A 15,567-nucleotide genomic window follows, 5' to 3' on the forward strand; every position below is an offset into this window, starting at 1 on the left:
CCTTATTTTATTTACAATATTTTATTAAATTATGCTTTATTTTTAGTTAAGCGGCGGTTTTCTTGGATCTAAAAATTTAACTTCTAATTTTTTATCCCTATCTTCTATATAAACAATAAAAACAGCTTCATCCTTTTTAAAATCACTAAATTCAAGTATCAATCTTGCTCTATCAATATGAGGGTTTTTATAATCAGGTACTAAGGTTTGATCAACCCAATTTAAATTTCTTCTTAAAGACATAACAAATTGTCTAGGGTATTTTTTGTATCTTGAATGAACTATTATATTAGTTTGATCAAATAAAGTCCAAGAAAAATCAAAAAAATATGTCTCATCAGGATAATCAATCTCTTTTATCCAAACCCTAGCTTTTTCATCTTTTTTGAGTGTAAATTTATAAGTATAATCAAAAAATACTTCAGCCTTTAAAAAACAAAAACTCACAAGTAAAGCAAAAATAAATTTCAAATTTAACCCTCATGCCCTAAAATTTGAGCGCTTAAGCCTATGTAAAAATCATTTTTTCTCTCATCTATTAAGAGTGAATTTTCCATTTGAAAATTTGCTACATCATTTTCATTTAAATTATTTTTTTCTAAAAGTTCTATCATAGCTATATGATCAGCTAATAACTTTTCTAAAACATTTTCTAAAGCACCCAAATTTGCATGTTTTATAGTTTCTATAAATTTTTCTTTAGGAGTTTTTGTAAACATCTCATCAAAAATATCCATTTTCTAACCTTTCATGTGAATTTGAATTTTATCTATTAAAGTAGTTTTATCGTTAGCTTCATCTAAGTTTTTAATTTCTTTTTGCCAAGAAATATGTATATAATCCATCTTAGCATTTTTAGCACAAAGTCTATCTTTTAAACTATCGCCTATGAAAATACTTTTTTCATATTTTGCTTCATCTGCGATTAATCTTAGCATCATAGGATCAGGTTTAGCTTCTATACCATAACTAACACCTAATATTTTATCAAAATATGAAAGAATGTTTTGTTTTTTTAAAATAGGCACCAAGCTTTCTTGAGGCGCATTAGTAGCTATAGCTAAATAGCAATCATTTTTTTTACAAAATTCCAAAACCTCAAGCACACCATCAAAAAGTACCACGCTTTGATCATAATGTTTTATGAAATATTTTTCATAGCCTTCTTTAAAGCTAGTATGAGAGTAAGTATCAACCCCATAAAAAATCTTAGCATAATTTTGCCCAGGAGTATTGATAGTATCTAAAATAAACTCTCTTTTTAAAGGTTCTAAATTTAAATCCGCTCTTATTTCATTTACCGCGCATACTATAGCATTAGCACTATCTATAAGCGTTCCATCCATGTCAAAAATTACATTTATCAATATTCATCCTTAAATTTAATTTTATGTTTGTCTTTTTTATAACTTTGATTATTTTTTAGCTTATATAAGGCATTGGCTTTTGAAGTTAAGGTTTTTTGATCTAAACTCTCATCTAAGCACTCATTTACAAAAATCTCCAAAGCCTTGGTATAGGTAGAATCCAAAAACACCGCTTGAACTTTTTCAAAGATTTTAGCATTTTTTTGCATTCTTTCTCTAAAAAGTGTTAAATCAAAATCCTCCCTTTTTAAAGCACTTACAGCGGAGTTGGTAAATTTTTCTAAAGCTCTTACATATTTTATTCTCAAAGCTTTTTCATCATTTTTCATTCTGCTGCACTTGTATTGATTCTACATTGTAATGCTTCTTGCACTAAATTTCTAGCTATTGAAGCTTCAGCATCTACAATGTGTAAGTGTTTATCAGTGTGCGGAAAAATGATCTTAGCACCCATACCGCTTGTTTTTAAAACCGTTTGTATAGGTTTATTGAAATTAGAAAGTACTTGATAGAGCATATCAAGTTTAGCTTCATTGCTTATAGTTATAATAGCAACTGAGCATTCTTCTATATTGGCCACCTTTAGTGTTTCTACTTGGGCTACATTTGCAAAAAATACATTTTCATTTCTACTACGCCCAAGCTCAACTAAATTTAAATCACTTTCTAAAACTAGATATGGAATACCTGTTTTTTTAATCTTTTGCACCACTTCTTGTCCTAATCTTGTATAACCAAAAATGATAAAATGATCTTTCATTTTTTGATCACATAGATAAAATTTAGCCATATCACTTTGCTCACCTTCAGCTGCATTGGCTATTTTTCTAAGATTGTTTAAAATAAAAGGTGTTGCAACCATAGTGATGATAGAAACTATAATGAAAATTTGTGCCGTTTTTTCATCTATAAGTGAATTTACTTGCATTAGCGAAAATACCGCTAGAGCAAATTCTCCAATTTGAGAAATACTCAAAGCAGTTTTTAAAGCTACTCTTTTTCTTGTATAAAGGATTAAAAGACCATAAATTACTACAAATTTTATCAACAATACTAAGCTTACAAAAACAAAAATCAAAAACCAATTTTCAAAAACTATATGAAAATCAATTTGCAAACCAACACTGATAAAGAAAAACCCTAAAAGCAAATCCCTAAAAGGAACTAAATCTGCTTCTATTTTATGTTTATATTTAGTTTCAGCAATCAAAGCTCCAGCTATGAATGCTCCAAGCGAGTAAGAAAAACCAAATGAATGCGCTAAAAAGCTTGCTCCTATTACGGTAAAAAGTATGGTAGCGATAAAAATTTCATTTGCATTAGTTTTGATAATAAATTTTAAAACATAAGTAAAAAGGTATTTTCCTATAAAATAAAGTAAAACAAGTAAAATCACAGCACTAACTAAGGTTGTAAATAAAAGCTTTGAAATATCAGCATTTTGAGAACTAAATATATCAATCATTAACAGCAGTGGTATCACGGCAATATCTTGAAAAAGCAAAATTCCCAAAGCTTTTCTGCCATATTCTTCATTGATATCGCCACTATCATTAAGTATTTTTAAAACTATAGCCGTGGAGGATAAAGCTAGGGCAAAACCTGCTATCATTGCTATATGGCTTGCTATACCTAAAATATAAGTTACAAGCAAAGTACAAACCAAACCACAAGTTAGCATTTGCAAACTACCATTTAAAAACACCTCTTTTTTCATAGCTAAAAGATGTTTAAATGAAAACTCAAGTCCTATAGTAAACATTAAAAAAACTATACCAAACTCAGCCACATGGATAATGATTTCATTAGTACTAAAACCATAAAATTCACGCACAAACAAACCTGTGGCTATATAGCCTATAATAGTTGGAATTCCAAATTTTTTAAGTATAACATTAAGTACAACCGCAACTGCTACTGCAGTTAAAAATAAAGTTATAAAAGCATCCACTCACCAACCTTTTACAATGTTTTATTATTTTATTTTTTCTAAAAAAATTAAGTCAAAATTGCTTCTGTGTTTTACTACTGCTCTTGATTTTGAAGGATTGTTTTTTTTATCAAGCTCTAATCTTAATTCTTCAATAATATTTTCAAACTCATCCATTTTTGTTTTTAGCTTTAATATCACATCAACCCCAGCTAAATTTACACCAAGATCTCTTGTAAGGCGTAAAATCATTTTGATTCTATCTATATCCTTTTGAGAATAAAGCCTCATTTTTCCATCTGTTCTACTTGGTTCAACTAAACCTTCTTTTTCATATTGTCTTAAGGTTTGAGGATGTATGCTTAAAACTTTTGCTACAACACTGATTAAATAAACTGGTTCATCATAACTATGCTGCATATTCACTCCTTATGGTAATTTTTCTTCTAAAATTTTTAAAAATTCAGGATCTAGGGTGCTTGTATCTGGTAATTTAACATTTAAAATTAAATACATATCCCCATAAATATCTGTTTTTCTATTTTGTACCCCATAGCCTTTTAGTCTGATTTTTTGATTATTTTTTGAATTTGGTGGTATGGTGATTTTAACTTCTTTTCTTGGGGTATTAACGCTAATTTTATCACCAAAAAGTGCTGTTTTTAAGCTAATTTCAACCTTTTTATACAAATCATCATCTTCTCTTTCATACTCATTGCTTTTTTCAAGCTCAACTTTTAAGATCAAATCCCCTCTTTGATTATTAAATGTTTTTCCTTTATTACGTATGCGTAATTTTTCTCCATCTTTAATGCCGTGTGGAATTTTGATTTTAACTTGTTCTTTATTTATCATTATAGAGTGCTCACCGCCTAAAATTCCCTTTTCAAAAGGAATTTTTATACTAGCTTGCAAGTCTAAATCCTCTTCAAAGCCTCCAAAACCCCCAAAGCCACCTCTAAAATTATTACTAGAGCTAAAGCCACCTCCGCCAAAGCCACCACCAAAAATATTTCTTAATATATCATTAATGTCTGCTCCACCTGCGCTTCTTGAAAAATCCTGAAAACTTTGGCCGCCAAACATAGAATCACCATATTGATCATATTGGGCTCTTTTTTTCTCATCACTTAAAATTTCATAAGCAGCGTTAATTTCTTTAAATTTTTCTTCAGCACCTGCTTCTTTGTTGATATCTGGGTGGTATTGTCTTGCTAATTTTCTATAAGCTTTTTTTATTTCATCTGCACTAGCATTTTTTGAAACACCAAGCGTTTCATATAAACTATTACTCATTTTTATTCCTTATTTTTTTGTAAGATTATATCATAAACTTTAGTCTAAGTCAATCAACTTTTATAAGTTTTAAAACTAAAGGTTTTATTTACAATTGCGTAAAAATAAAATTTTATACTTGTATAAATTGATTTTACAAAGGATAATATATGAAAAAAACTATAGTTCTTTCTTTAGCATTAGCAACTAGTCTTTTCAGTGCTAGTATTGATTTTAAACAAGCAGATGATAATGTAAAAAGATCTTTACCAACTGATAATCAAAACACTATACTTTCATATCATGATTCTATACAAAAAGTTAAAAATTCAGTTGTTAATATCTCAACTTCTAAAACCGTTCAAAGTAATTCCTTTGGGATTGATGATTTTTTCAATGATCCTTATTTTAAACAATTTTTTGGTTTTGATTTTCCACAAGCTCCAAAAAGTAAAAAAAATAAAAAAGAAGTAGTAAGTTCACTTGGATCTGGTGTAATTATTTCAAGTGATGGTTATATTATAACAAATAATCATGTTATAGAAGGTGCTGAAAAAATTACTGTAAATTTACCTGATACAAGTACTGAATATAAAGCTAAATTAATTGGTGCTGATCCTAAAACAGATTTAGCAGTGATAAAAATAGAAGCAAAAAATTTACCTGCTGTGGTTTTTGCTGATTCGGATAAATTATTAGAAGGTGATGTAGTGTTTGCTCTAGGTAATCCTTTTGGAGTTGGAAGTAGTGTTACAAGTGGAATTATTTCAGCTTTAAATAAAAACAATATCGGCTTAAATCAATATGAAAATTTTATACAAACTGATGCTTCAATTAATCCAGGAAATTCAGGCGGGGCTTTAGTAGATAGCAGAGGAGCTTTAGTCGGGATAAACTCAGCTATACTTTCAAGAAGTGGTGGAAATAATGGAATAGGCTTTGCAATACCTTCAAATATGGCTAAAACCATAGCTAAAAAACTTATTGAAAATGGAAAAATAGAAAGAGGATACTTGGGTGTGGTTATAGGAGCTTTAACTCAAGATATTAAAAAAGCTTATACTAATCAAGAAGGAGCTTTAATAACAGAAGTTCAAAAAGACTCAGCAGCTTATAATGCGGGTTTAAAAAGAGGCGATTTGATCATAAAAGTGGATAAAACATTGATCAAAAGTCCAATGGATTTAAAAAATTATATAGGAAGTATTGATCCAAAACAAGCTATAGAGGTAACTTATGAAAGAGATAATAAAATCAAAACAGTTAAATTTATGCTAAAAACAGATGAAAAATCGCTACAATATGAAAAAGGTTATATTGATGGTCTAAAATTAATAGAACTTGATTCTAAAAATAAACAACAATACCGCATACCTGAAAATATTAGTGGTATTTTAATTACTGAAGTTACTCCAAAATCAAAAGCAGAAAAAATAGGCTTTGAGCAAGGTGATATCATTATAGGTATTGATCAATACGAAGTTTCAAATTTTAAAGAATTATCTAAGGCTTTAGAATTAAATAAAGGCAAAGAATATGTTAAAATTTGGATTAATAGAGGCGGCATGGTTAGAGCTTTACTTTTTTAAGAAAGGAAGAAAATGACAAATATTTTAATGATAGAAGATGATTTAGAATTAGCTGAGATTATAGCTGAATATTTAGAGCAATTTGATATGAAAGTGGATATTGCTCATGAGCCTTATATAGGTCTTTCAAGACTTGCTTTAAATCCTTATGATTTAATCATTTTAGATTTAAGCTTACCTGGACTTGATGGTCTTGAAGTGTGTGAAGAAATTCGTAAAAAATACGATACTCCTATCATCATTTCAAGCGCAAGACATGATATTAGTGATAAGGTTGCAGCTCTTGATTTAGGAGCTGATGATTATTTACCAAAGCCATATAATCCTCAAGAGCTTCAAGCAAGAATTAAAAGCCATTTAAGAAGAATTTCAACTACCAAAAGTGCACAAACTCAAGTAAAAAAAGATCTTGTTTATGATAAATACAAACACACTATTACCATGAAAGATCAAGAAATCAGTTTTACTAATGCTGAGTTTGATATCTTAAGTTATTTAATCAAAAAAGAAGGTGGAGTGGTAAGCAGAGAAGAGCTTGTGTATAATTGTAGTTCAATTAGCGAAGATTCAAGCAATAAAAGTATAGATGTAATCATAAGTAGAATCAGGCAAAAAATCGGAGATGATCCTAAAACCCCAAAATACATTCATTCAATCAGAGGTATAGGATATAAATTAACCCAATGAATAAATCATCAATTTTTTATACCATAACTTTTGTTTTTTTGCTTGCTAGTGTTAGTGTGATTTTAGCATTTTTATGGCTTATAAAATATGATCAGCAAAATTACACTAATGAGCTTAATGCGAAATATTCTTTTATAGCTAATGCAAGATTATTGTATTTTAATCATGTAATTAGTGAAAAAGAATTTTATGAGCAAACAAAAAATTACAAGATGATAGAATTAACCACACCATCTTCTATAAGAAAAATCATCTATAAAGCTGAAACTATAGCACGCGCTCAAACTAGTACAGGTGTGGTTGAAATCATTACTTTAGAAGATAATGTGTATTTAAAAATCATTTTTGATGGTAAGCTTTATTTGTATAAAGATTTAGAATATCAAGGTTATAGATATTTTGTGATTAAGCTTATTGCTAGTATAGTAGTAATGGTTTTATTGATTTTATATATTTTTATCATAAGAAAATTAAAGCCATTAAGAGCCTTAAAAAGACAAATAGATAAATTTGGTGAAAACAAACTCAATGAAATTCAAAATGTTAGCAAGGGAAATGATGAAATTTCTCAAGTTGCAACAGCATTTTATGAGTCTATTTTAAGAATTCAAAAATTAAATACTTCAAGGCAGTTTTTTTTAAGAAATATCATGCACGAGTTAAAAACCCCTATAACTAAAGGCTTAATTACCTTAGAAATGCTTGAAGATAGCAAGTATAAAGAAAGATTAGTAGGAGCTTTTAATCGCTTAGAAATTTTAATCAACGAATTTGCAGCCATTGAGCAAATCACATCAGGTGCTGGTTTGATAAATTTAAAAAAATACAACATTTTAGATTTATTAGATGAAGCAAAAGATATAGCAATGAATGATGATGAAAATAAAATCAAAACTAGCATTAAAGAAAGCTTTAGTGTGAATGTGGATTTTAAATTATTTACCACTGCTATGAAAAATATGATAGATAATGCTATAAAATATTCTGATGAAAATATTGTAACTATAATAATCACTAAAGATTATCTTTGTTTTAAAAATCAAGGAAAAGCCTTAGATAAAGACTTAAAATACTACACTCAAGCTTTCACACAAGGAAAGAAAAACAAAGATAGTTTTGGACTTGGATTATACATAGTAAAAACCATACTTGATGCACATAAATTAAAACTTTTTTATGAATACAAAGATGGTTATAATTATTTTTATTTTAAAAATTTAGAAAATATTACCTTAGCTTAGGAAAAATATGCCCCTATCACGCTTAAACGAAGAACAATACAAAGCAGCTTGTGCTCCTTTTGGGCACAATCTCATCATAGCAAGTGCAGGCACAGGCAAAACTTCAACCATAGTTGCAAGGATAGCCTTTTTACTTCAAAATGGCACAAATCCTGAAAAAATCATGCTTTTAACCTTTACCAATAAAGCTAGCAAAGAAATGATAGAAAGACTTGGAAGATATTTTGATAAAAATATCACTTCAAAAATCACAGCAGGGACTTTTCACAGCACTGCCTATACGCTTTTAAAACAACTAAATCATGAGATCATTTTAAAACAAGCAAGCGAGCTAAAGGTTCTTTTGCGATCTATTTTTGAAAAAAGAACTTTTCATCATTTAAGTGATGTCAAACCTTACATGGCAAGTTATTTATACGATGTGTATTCTTTATTTCAAAATACAAATTCAAATTTAGATAATTTTTATGAATGGTTTTGTCAAAATTACGATGAACAAGCCGTATATGCTGAAATTTATGAAGATATTTTAAAAGAATACGAAGAAGAAAAAGCGCGTTTTAATTATGTTGATTTTAATGATTTGCTAATTAAACTAAAACATGCTTTAAAAGAACATCATTTTGAATTTGATGAAATTTTAGTAGATGAGTATCAAGATACAAATACTTTGCAAGGCTCGTTAATTGATGCATTTAAAAGCAAAAGTTTATTTTGCGTGGGCGATTATGATCAAAGTATTTATGCTTTTAATGGAGCTGATATTTCCATTATAGGAAGTTTTAAAGATAGATTTTTAGATGCTAAAATTTTCACACTCAATAAAAACTATCGCTCAAGTAAAAACATACTTGCCTTGGCTAATAAAGTCATTTTAAATAATGAAAGATTATATCCTAAAGAATTAATTGTTACTAGAGAAGGCGATTTTAAAGCACCAAGTTTGCTTACTTTTAATGAATTATTTGATCAATATTCTACCATTGCTAAAATCATCTTACAAAGCGGGGTTGATTTAAATGAAATAGCAGTTATTTTTAGAAATAACTCAAGCGCAGATGGCATAGAAGTAGCCTTAAGAGAACTTGGTATATCAAGCAAAAGAAAAGGTAGTGGAAGCTTTTTTGAAAGCTTGGAAGTAAAAGCATTTTGCTCTATGCTAGCGATTATTTTAAACCCAAAAGATATCATGGCTTTTATACATTTACTTGAATACACAAAAGGCGTTGGCGGAGTTTTGGCTAAGGATATTTTTGATTCTCTTTTAAAGCTTGGCCATGCTAATTTAATCAAAGGCTTTTTAGAGCCTGATACTAGCATAAATTTGAAAAAATACAAAAAGCAAAGCTATCAACTTGGACTTTTTGATGATATCGAAGAATTAGCTTCTCCTTCAAGATTTAATTTAGAAAGTGAGTTTAATACCCACCCTATTTTAAGTTTGCCTAAAATCAACGAAACTTGTGCAAAAAATTTAGAAAAATTGTATTTATTTATCAAAAAAGCAAGTGAGTGCAAAATTTCAACCCAACTTGTAAATTTGATTTTAGAAAATGATTATTTTAAAGAAATTTGTGATATTTTAGCCACAAAAAGAGCAACTAATAAAAACTCTAATGTCGATTTAAACAAAAAAAATGAAATTTTAGAAAAAATCAGCGCAAAAATGTTTGTCTTAAAAGAACTTGCAAAAAATTATAGCGATAATTACAAATACTATAATTTTCTAACCCTTGGCGCAAGTGAAATGAGTAATGGAAATGGGGTAAATCTTTTAAGCATACACGCTAGCAAAGGGCTTGAATTTGAACTTGTATTTGTGATAGATCTTGCACAAGGTAGATTTCCAAACCAAAAACTCATGAGCATGGGTGGTAGTTTAGAAGAAGAAAGAAGATTATTTTATGTAGCAGTTACTAGGGCCAAAGATACTTTATATCTAAGCTATGCAAAATATGACAAGATTAAAAAAAGTAATTATCAACCATCGTGTTTTCTAATCGAAGCAGGTATGTGTAAAGAAGAACAAAAATAAGACTTTATTAATCTTTTTATATTATGATTAATAAAAATCATTCAAGGAGAAAAAATGAATAGTGTATTATTCAAAGGAAATAAAGTAAATTTAAAAGGAAATAACATCCAAGTTGGCGATATGGCTCCAAATATCACTTTAAAAGCTAAAGATCTTTCAGGTGTTGAAATTGCTCCAAAAGGTAAAACTCAAATTATTATCAGCGTGCCAAGCCTTGATACTCCAGTATGTGCAACAGAAGCTAGAGAATTTAATAAAAAAGCAGCAGCAAGTGGTGTAGAAGTAATCGTAGTTAGTATGGACTTACCATTTGCTATGGGTCGTTTTTGTTCAACTGAAGGTATAGATAATTTAACTGTTGCAAGTGATTTTGTTTCTAAAGAATTTGGTGAAAAGTATGGTGTTTTAATGGCTGATGGTCCACTTGAGGGAATTTTAGCTAGAGCAGTGTTTGTAGTTAAAGATGGTGTGGTTGCTTATAAAGAATTAGTAAATGAAGTAACAGAACTTCCAAATATGCAAGCTTTAGAAAGCTTCTTTGGTCAAAGTTGTGGATGTGGTGGTTGTGGTTGCCACTAAAATTTAAAAGCCTTTTATAGGCTTTTAAAACTTAAAAACATGGAAAATTTTCTTTCTCGTTTTGAAATAGAAAAACAAGATCTCAAACTCATACAAGAACACTTACAAATAATAAACATTGAAAAAGACTTTAAGGTTAATGATAAATGTTTAGGATTTATAAAAATTTTAAAAGGCGAGCTTAGAGCTTTTATTTTAACCCCAAATGCAAAAGAAATAACACTTTTTCACCTTAAAGAAAATGATGAATGTGTTATTTGCTCTGAGTGTAATATGGATGGTATATCTTATGATGTTTTTATACAAAGTACTCAAAATACAAGTATAGCCATCATCCCCTCATCGATTTTTCAAATTTTAAAAGAAAAATACCCAAAAATTAATAATTATGTTTTAAGTTTAATCACTAAGCGTTTTAACACTTTAATCAAAGTTTTAGAACAGGCTTTATTTGCGCCTTTATCTTCTAGAATTTGTGATTTTTTGAAAGAAAATGCTAGCAACAATACTTTAAAAATTACCCATGAAGCTTTAGCTAATCACTTAGGAAGCGCCAGAGAAGCTGTTTCAAGAATTTTAAAAGAATTGGAAAAAGAAGGTAAAATCAAACTTGAAAGATCTAAAATAATACTAATTTCTTTGTAACTTTATCACAGAAATACTTTTAAAATTTATTTATAATATCAACAAAAAAAGGAGAAATTATGAGTAAATTAGAAAGAGTGCTAAGAATAGCTTTAGCCATAGTGGCGTTTTCTTTAGGAGTTTATTTTTCAACTTGGTGGGGGTTATTGGGTTTAATTCCTTTATTAACAGGTCTTTTTGCTGTTTGTCCTATAAGAGTGCTTAGTGGAAAACAAGCTTGTCCACTTGGGGTTTGCCCTATTTCTAAAAAGAAAAATTAGGAATGATTTGCTAATTTTTCTAGCTTTGGTGTAATGACAAATCTACAATAAGCTTGGTTGGGATTATTTTTAAAATATTTTTGATGATAATCCTCAGCCTTATAAAATTTTTCTAATTTTAAAACTTGCGTAACTATAGCTTTAGCATAATATTTTTGTACTTTTTGTAAAAAATCACTAATGATTTTTAACTCCTCATTAGTTTGATAAAAAATAACTGATCTATATTGCATCCCCTCATCAGCACCTTGCTTATCTAGGCTTGTTGGATCATGCATTTTGAGAAAAATTTCTAAGATTTTTTCTAATGAAATTTGTTTTTCATCATAAATTATCTTAGCTACTTCTATATTTTCATCGCCATTTATCACGCTTTCATAACTTGGATTTGGCTTACCGCCGCTATAACCTACTTCTGTATAAACTACGCCTTTAATTTCATCAAACACAGCTTGAGTGCACCAAAAGCAACCCGCACCTAAGATGATTTCTTTATTTGTCATTATTTTCTAAATCCTCATTTTCTTTTAAAACAAGTTGCATAAGATAAAGTTCTTCTCCATCTATAATCTTTAAATTTTTATCTTCACATTTTGGGCACCAAAAGATATTATTTTCAAGCACTCCACTAAAATGGCATTTTTGACACTCAACTACTACTTCTTGAATATGCATAATAAATTTAGCATTTTTACACAAGGGACTATTTTCTTTAAAAGTTTCAAAGCTTCTTTGTAAAAGTGGAGGTTCAACCCCACTTAAACGCCCTATTTTAACATGCACTTCTTCAATAATTTTTCCTTGAGCATATTCTTCGCAAAGCTCTAGTAAAGATTCTGTAATACTTAACTCATGCATTAGCAAATTCTTGGTAAAAGTTCGCCTTTTGGAGTTTCTAAAATGCGTTTTGCTCCATAAGCATTTTCTAAAACCACTCTTGCTTTTTCATTTGGTGTGATTTCACCTATAATGGCTGCATTAGCGTTAAATTGTTTTAAAATTTTTAATGCTTTTTGCTCATCTTTTTTATCTACACAAATAATAAAAGTTCCTTCATTTGCAAGCTCATAAGGCTCATACCCAAAAAGCTCACAAACCCCTAAAACTTCATCACAAACTGGAATTTTTTCTTCATATATTAAAAGCTCTAAATTACTTAATTTAGACCATTCGTTTAAAACCGCACTAAGTCCACCACGCGTAGCATCACGCATTGCTTTTATAGAAATACCTGCATTTAAAAGTGCCAAAACTTCATTTTTTAAGCTTTTGCAATCACTTTGGATATTTGCCTCTAAATTATTTCTTTCAACCAAAACCGCACAACCATGAGCTCCAATATCCCTTGAAACTAAGATACTACAACCACTTTTTAAGTTTTTGGTATTGATTTTTTGTATATTTTTACCTATACATGAAGTATTAATATATATTTCATCGCCTTTATTTTTAGGAACAACTTTGGTATCCCCGCAAACTAGCTTTACTCCCGCTTTATCGCATTCTTCTTTAATGGAATTTAATATAATTTTTAATTTTTCTATCTCAAAACCTTCTTCTAAAATCAAAGCTAGTGATAAATATAGCGGTTTTGCTCCCACCATTAATACATCATTAACACTCCCACAAACTGCTAATTTTCCTATATTTATATCTTTTAAAAAGATAGGGTTTAGTACAAAAGAGTCTGTGCTAAAAGCTAGATCATCTAAAATAGCAGCGTCATTTGCTTCTTTTAAAACATCATTTTCAAAAATAGAAAAAATTTCATTTATCAAAGCATTCATTTCTTCGCCACCGCCACCATGGGCTAAAGTAATTTGCTTCATTTTATGCCTTATCTTGATAGTATTTATAATAAGCCGCACAAGCTCCTTCACTAGAAACCATACAGCTACCTATGGGATTTTTTGGAGTGCAAGCTTTTGCAAACACCTTACAATCATAAGGCTTAGCTAAGCCTCTTAAAATTTGACCACAAATGCAAGCCTTACTTTCATCTTTACTTTGTACTTTACAATCAAACACCTTGCTAGCATCTAAGTGAGCAAATTCATCTTTTAAACAAAGCCCGCCATTTACAATCACTCCAAGACCTCTAAATTCAAAATCACAAGGTTTAAAGTATTTTTCCACTAAAGCTTTGGCTTTTAAATTTCCTTCTTTACTAACTACTCTGTGATATTCATTATAAACTTCAAAAGTATTTGCATTCATTTGCTCTACTATATTTAACACGCTAAGCATTATATCAACCGGTTCAAAACCACTCACTGCTATAGGGGTTTTATATTTTTTAGCAATAGGTTCATAAATGTTTGATCCTGTGATGACACTAACATGAGAAGGCCCTAAAAAGGCATCAATTTTTACATTTTCATCTTGCATGATAGCTTCTACCGCAGGTGGAACTAATACATGATTGATATGAAAAAATAAATTTTTTAAATTTAAGGCTATACTTTTTTCTATAATCACCCCGCTCATAGGGGTTGTAGTCTCAAAACCTATGGCAAAAAAGATTATATTTTTTTCAGGATTTTTTAAAGCTATATCTATCACATCCAAAGGTGTATAAAGCGCTCTAATATCAGCACCTTTAGCTCTAAGATCAATTAAGCTTTCATAGCTTCCTGGCACTTTAAGCATATCGCCTAATACACAAAAGATAGTATTTGGTATACTTGCAAGTTTTAAAGCTACATCAATACGCTCTCTTGGCATAACACACACAGGACAGCCTGGGCCATGAACAAAATTAATTTCTTTTGGCAATAAATCAGGCAAGCCAAATTTCATAATACTATGCGTATGTCCACCACAAATTTCCATGATATTAATAGACTTAGTAATTTTAGAAGCAATAAGTTCTTTTAAGGCTAAAATTCTTTCTTTATCTCTAAAATCATTAATTAAATCCATTTTTTAGCCCCATATCACCCTCATTTTCATCAATTTGCCCATTTTGCATTTTATCTGCTATATCTGTATAAATTTTTAAACTCTCTTGCGCAGCTTGAGTGTCGATTTTTTCCATAGCAAAACCCACATGTATAAGCACATAATCGCCTACTTTTAAAGGCTCGCTTATTAAATCCAAACTTACTCTTCTTTTAACCCCTAAAGTTTCTACTATGGCTGAATTTAGCTCATCAATTTCTAAAATTTTAGAAGGTATAGAAAGGCACATTAGCTAAGCTCCTTTTTCATTTTTAGATAATTTATCCAAAGATCAAATCCTGTTTTTGTTTTGCTATCTAAAATCATAATATCTATTTTAGGATTTAATCTTTTAGCTGCCATAGAAGCTGCTTTAAAATCAAAATCAAAATGCTTAGCCAAATCAGCTTTAGTGATGATTAATAAATCAGCCTTTCTAAACATCACAGGATATTTTTCTACCTTATCGCTACCTTCTGTTACTGAGAGTAAAACTACATTTAAATGCTCGCCCAAATCATAACTTGCAGGACATACCAAATTTCCCACATTTTCAACAAAAACTATATCAAGTTCGCTAAGTTTAAAATGATGTAAAGCTTCATGCACCATAAAAGCATCTAAATGACAAGTTTGTCCTGTAGTAATTTGATGAGCTAAGCCTCCTGCTTTAATAATGCGATTTGCATCATTATTTGTTTCTAAATCTCCTTCAACCACAGCTATTTTTAAATCATCTTTTAAAGTTTTTATAGTTTCTTCTAAAAGTGTTGTTTTACCGCTTCCTGGAGAACTCATTAGATTAATACAAAGAGTATTATACTCATTAAAATGCTCTCTATTATGAGCTGCTTGATGATCATTTTTTGATAAAATTTTGCTAATAACATTAATAGTTTTTTCATCTTTTAAAGCTGGATTTTCATGATGGTGATCATGATGATGTTCATGTCCATTAATAGAACAGCCGCAATCTTTACACATAATCTTTCCTTTATATTTTTATTTTATTGTATATA

The 15,567-nt window shown here is 29.5% G+C and carries 20 protein-coding genes; 7 read left to right on the top strand and 13 right to left on the bottom strand.

All coding sequences use genetic code 11. From position 1 onward, the window contains the following. Nucleotides 1-42: 42 nt before the first annotated feature. The 7 genes from CLLT_RS04185 to CLLT_RS04215 are packed head-to-tail and all read right to left on the bottom strand — an operon-like array spanning nt 43 to nt 4,593. Nucleotides 43-471: a hypothetical protein gene (locus tag CLLT_RS04185; RefSeq protein WP_012661482.1), complete on the bottom strand. Its 429-nt coding sequence runs from the start codon at nt 469-471 to the stop codon at nt 43-45. Between the two features lie 2 nt (nt 472-473). Then, nucleotides 474-737: a DUF2018 family protein gene (locus CLLT_RS04190; RefSeq protein WP_070256941.1), complete on the bottom strand. Its 264-nt coding sequence runs from the start codon at nt 735-737 to the stop codon at nt 474-476. Nucleotides 738-740: 3 nt separating this feature from the next. Beyond that, entirely contained in the window at nt 741-1,367 is a 627-nt protein-coding gene (locus CLLT_RS04195) for an HAD family hydrolase (protein WP_070256939.1), read from the bottom strand. Next, nucleotides 1,364-1,696, bottom strand: coding sequence for a hypothetical protein (locus CLLT_RS04200; protein ID WP_070256937.1), 333 nt, complete (start codon nt 1,694-1,696; stop codon nt 1,364-1,366). Before CLLT_RS04200 ends, CLLT_RS04195 begins: the two co-directional genes overlap by 4 nt. Continuing rightward, nucleotides 1,693-3,318 carry a cation:proton antiporter domain-containing protein gene (locus CLLT_RS04205; protein WP_012661486.1) on the bottom strand — a complete coding sequence of 542 codons (1,626 nt, stop codon included), beginning with the start codon at nt 3,316-3,318 and terminating at the stop codon, nt 1,693-1,695. Before CLLT_RS04205 ends, CLLT_RS04200 begins: the two co-directional genes overlap by 4 nt. Before the next feature lie 24 nt (nt 3,319-3,342). Continuing rightward, complete coding sequence (locus CLLT_RS04210; protein ID WP_012661487.1) at nt 3,343-3,717, bottom strand: heat shock protein transcriptional repressor HspR; 375 nt, start codon at nt 3,715-3,717, stop codon at nt 3,343-3,345. Between the two features lie 9 nt (nt 3,718-3,726). Next, nucleotides 3,727-4,593: a DnaJ C-terminal domain-containing protein gene (locus CLLT_RS04215; RefSeq protein WP_070256935.1), complete on the bottom strand. Its 867-nt coding sequence runs from the start codon at nt 4,591-4,593 to the stop codon at nt 3,727-3,729. A gap of 149 nt (nt 4,594-4,742) precedes the next feature. On the opposite strand from CLLT_RS04215, the gene CLLT_RS04220 reads away from it, so the two are divergent. From CLLT_RS04220 to CLLT_RS04250, 7 genes are read left to right on the top strand one after another with little or no spacing between them, the layout of a single operon-like run. Next, complete coding sequence (locus CLLT_RS04220; RefSeq protein WP_012661489.1) at nt 4,743-6,161, top strand: DegQ family serine endoprotease; 1,419 nt, start codon at nt 4,743-4,745, stop codon at nt 6,159-6,161. Nucleotides 6,162-6,173: 12 nt separating this feature from the next. Then, nucleotides 6,174-6,848 carry a response regulator transcription factor gene (locus CLLT_RS04225; protein WP_012661490.1) on the top strand — a complete coding sequence of 225 codons (675 nt, stop codon included), beginning with the start codon at nt 6,174-6,176 and terminating at the stop codon, nt 6,846-6,848. After that, nucleotides 6,845-8,089 carry an ArsS family sensor histidine kinase gene (locus tag CLLT_RS04230; RefSeq protein WP_070256928.1) on the top strand — a complete coding sequence of 415 codons (1,245 nt, stop codon included), beginning with the start codon at nt 6,845-6,847 and terminating at the stop codon, nt 8,087-8,089. Before CLLT_RS04225 ends, CLLT_RS04230 begins: the two co-directional genes overlap by 4 nt. A gap of 7 nt (nt 8,090-8,096) precedes the next feature. Beyond that, nucleotides 8,097-10,124 (top strand): ATP-dependent helicase, encoded by a 2,028-nt coding sequence (locus CLLT_RS04235; RefSeq protein ID WP_074692102.1) that lies wholly within the window; start codon nt 8,097-8,099, stop codon nt 10,122-10,124. Between the two features lie 54 nt (nt 10,125-10,178). Next, entirely contained in the window at nt 10,179-10,703 is a 525-nt protein-coding gene (tpx, locus tag CLLT_RS04240) for a thiol peroxidase (protein ID WP_012661493.1), read from the top strand. A gap of 39 nt (nt 10,704-10,742) precedes the next feature. Further along, complete coding sequence (locus tag CLLT_RS04245) at nt 10,743-11,348, top strand: Crp/Fnr family transcriptional regulator (protein ID WP_070256924.1); 606 nt, start codon at nt 10,743-10,745, stop codon at nt 11,346-11,348. A gap of 59 nt (nt 11,349-11,407) precedes the next feature. Beyond that, nucleotides 11,408-11,608 (top strand): YgaP family membrane protein, encoded by a 201-nt coding sequence (locus tag CLLT_RS04250; protein WP_070256917.1) that lies wholly within the window; start codon nt 11,408-11,410, stop codon nt 11,606-11,608. On the opposite strand, the gene msrA is transcribed toward CLLT_RS04250, so the two are convergent. The 6 genes from msrA to hypB are packed head-to-tail and all read right to left on the bottom strand — an operon-like array spanning nt 11,605 to nt 15,532. Then, on the bottom strand, nt 11,605-12,111 hold the full coding sequence (gene msrA, locus CLLT_RS04255) for a peptide-methionine (S)-S-oxide reductase MsrA (protein WP_070256916.1): 507 nt from the start codon (nt 12,109-12,111) through the stop codon (nt 11,605-11,607). The two genes, CLLT_RS04250 and msrA, sit on opposite strands and share 4 nt — an antisense overlap. After that, nucleotides 12,101-12,466, bottom strand: a complete 366-nt coding sequence (locus tag CLLT_RS04260; protein WP_012661497.1) for a hydrogenase maturation nickel metallochaperone HypA/HybF — start codon at nt 12,464-12,466, stop codon at nt 12,101-12,103. The genes msrA and CLLT_RS04260 overlap by 11 nt, the downstream gene beginning before the upstream one ends. Continuing rightward, a complete protein-coding gene (gene hypE / locus CLLT_RS04265) occupies nt 12,466-13,437 on the bottom strand; it encodes a hydrogenase expression/formation protein HypE (protein ID WP_041570276.1) in 972 nt (323 codons plus the stop codon). Before hypE ends, CLLT_RS04260 begins: the two co-directional genes overlap by 1 nt. A 1-nt stretch (nt 13,438) precedes the next feature. After that, on the bottom strand, nt 13,439-14,530 hold the full coding sequence (hypD, locus tag CLLT_RS04270; protein ID WP_012661499.1) for a hydrogenase formation protein HypD: 1,092 nt from the start codon (nt 14,528-14,530) through the stop codon (nt 13,439-13,441). Further along, the gene (locus tag CLLT_RS04275; RefSeq protein WP_039663709.1) at nt 14,517-14,798 is read right to left on the bottom strand and encodes a HypC/HybG/HupF family hydrogenase formation chaperone; all 282 of its coding nucleotides are present in this window, start codon (nt 14,796-14,798) and stop codon (nt 14,517-14,519) included. Before CLLT_RS04275 ends, hypD begins: the two co-directional genes overlap by 14 nt. Further along, on the bottom strand, nt 14,798-15,532 hold the full coding sequence (gene hypB / locus CLLT_RS04280; RefSeq protein ID WP_012661501.1) for a hydrogenase nickel incorporation protein HypB: 735 nt from the start codon (nt 15,530-15,532) through the stop codon (nt 14,798-14,800). The genes CLLT_RS04275 and hypB overlap by 1 nt, the downstream gene beginning before the upstream one ends. Nucleotides 15,533-15,567 lie beyond the last annotated feature (35 nt).

It is taken from the genome of Campylobacter lari subsp. lari (genome assembly GCF_013372185.1).
GTDB classification, from domain to species: Bacteria; Campylobacterota; Campylobacteria; order Campylobacterales; family Campylobacteraceae; genus Campylobacter_D; species Campylobacter_D lari.

Bases quoted from the DNA above. Each gene is read 5' to 3' on its own strand.
- CLLT_RS04210 (WP_012661487.1), bottom strand. From the start codon at position 3,717: ATGCAGCATAGTTATGATGAACCAGTTTATTTAATCAGTGTTGTAGCA.
- msrA (WP_070256916.1), bottom strand. From the start codon at position 12,111: ATGACAAATAAAGAAATCATCTTAGGTGCGGGTTGCTTTTGGTGCACT.
- CLLT_RS04215 (WP_070256935.1), bottom strand. From the start codon at position 4,593: ATGAGTAATAGTTTATATGAAACGCTTGGTGTTTCAAAAAATGCTAGT.
- CLLT_RS04260 (WP_012661497.1), bottom strand. From the start codon at position 12,466: ATGCATGAGTTAAGTATTACAGAATCTTTACTAGAGCTTTGCGAAGAA.
- CLLT_RS04220 (WP_012661489.1), top strand. From the start codon at position 4,743: ATGAAAAAAACTATAGTTCTTTCTTTAGCATTAGCAACTAGTCTTTTC.
- CLLT_RS04235 (WP_074692102.1), top strand. From the start codon at position 8,097: ATGCCCCTATCACGCTTAAACGAAGAACAATACAAAGCAGCTTGTGCT.
- CLLT_RS04250 (WP_070256917.1), top strand. From the start codon at position 11,408: ATGAGTAAATTAGAAAGAGTGCTAAGAATAGCTTTAGCCATAGTGGCG.
- CLLT_RS04200 (WP_070256937.1), bottom strand. From the start codon at position 1,696: ATGAAAAATGATGAAAAAGCTTTGAGAATAAAATATGTAAGAGCTTTA.
- CLLT_RS04275 (WP_039663709.1), bottom strand. From the start codon at position 14,798: ATGTGCCTTTCTATACCTTCTAAAATTTTAGAAATTGATGAGCTAAAT.
- CLLT_RS04230 (WP_070256928.1), top strand. From the start codon at position 6,845: ATGAATAAATCATCAATTTTTTATACCATAACTTTTGTTTTTTTGCTT.
- hypE (WP_041570276.1), bottom strand. From the start codon at position 13,437: ATGAAGCAAATTACTTTAGCCCATGGTGGCGGTGGCGAAGAAATGAAT.
- hypB (WP_012661501.1), bottom strand. From the start codon at position 15,532: ATGTGTAAAGATTGCGGCTGTTCTATTAATGGACATGAACATCATCAT.
- CLLT_RS04190 (WP_070256941.1), bottom strand. From the start codon at position 737: ATGGATATTTTTGATGAGATGTTTACAAAAACTCCTAAAGAAAAATTT.
- CLLT_RS04225 (WP_012661490.1), top strand. From the start codon at position 6,174: ATGACAAATATTTTAATGATAGAAGATGATTTAGAATTAGCTGAGATT.
- hypD (WP_012661499.1), bottom strand. From the start codon at position 14,530: ATGGATTTAATTAATGATTTTAGAGATAAAGAAAGAATTTTAGCCTTA.
- tpx (WP_012661493.1), top strand. From the start codon at position 10,179: ATGAATAGTGTATTATTCAAAGGAAATAAAGTAAATTTAAAAGGAAAT.
- CLLT_RS04245 (WP_070256924.1), top strand. From the start codon at position 10,743: ATGGAAAATTTTCTTTCTCGTTTTGAAATAGAAAAACAAGATCTCAAA.